At 54.4% G+C, this 342-nt stretch carries 1 protein-coding gene; it reads right to left on the bottom strand.

The window, feature by feature from the left end; all coding sequences use genetic code 11:
- Positions 1–86: 86 nt before the first annotated feature.
- On the bottom strand, positions 87–227 hold the full coding sequence (locus EN852_RS41380) for a hypothetical protein (RefSeq protein ID WP_189546514.1): 141 nt from the start codon (positions 225–227) through the stop codon (positions 87–89).
- Positions 228–342: the final 115 nt, after the last annotated feature.

The following is a 342-nucleotide window of genomic DNA, read 5'->3' as shown; positions in this document are numbered from 1 at the left end:
GGCGGATCGCTTCCTGGCTGGTGGTGATGTTGTAGAGGTTACACATGCTTAACTCTGCAGAGCTTCAGGGAATGCGGCGGCTGCTCTTACCATGCCTGCGGCACGAAACTGTCACCCTGCAGGCGCATCGCCGCCAGCGAGCGCATTCGCGCTATCGGCTCGTCCATGTAAATCCGTCCGTCGAAGTAATCCGCTGATGCGTTCTCGATGACCAATCGAAGCGGCATTTCTGCCTCCTGTGGCTGCAAGGGCATTAGTGAACAAAAAGAGAACACAAGAGTCAACAGGCCGGTGACGGCGTAGGACTATGTTCCAAATTATATACGTGACAAAAGTCACGGT

The organism is Mesorhizobium sp. M2E.F.Ca.ET.209.01.1.1 (assembly GCF_004010375.2).
Classification (GTDB): Bacteria; Pseudomonadota; Alphaproteobacteria; order Rhizobiales; family Rhizobiaceae; genus Mesorhizobium.
The sequence above is the reverse complement of the archived record's forward strand: the minus strand, read 5'-3'. Positions and strand labels throughout refer to the sequence as shown.

Coding starts and splice junctions, on each gene's coding strand:
- EN852_RS41380 (WP_189546514.1), bottom strand. CDS start 227: ATGCCGCTTCGATTGGTCATCGAGAACGCATCAGCGGATTACTTCGAC.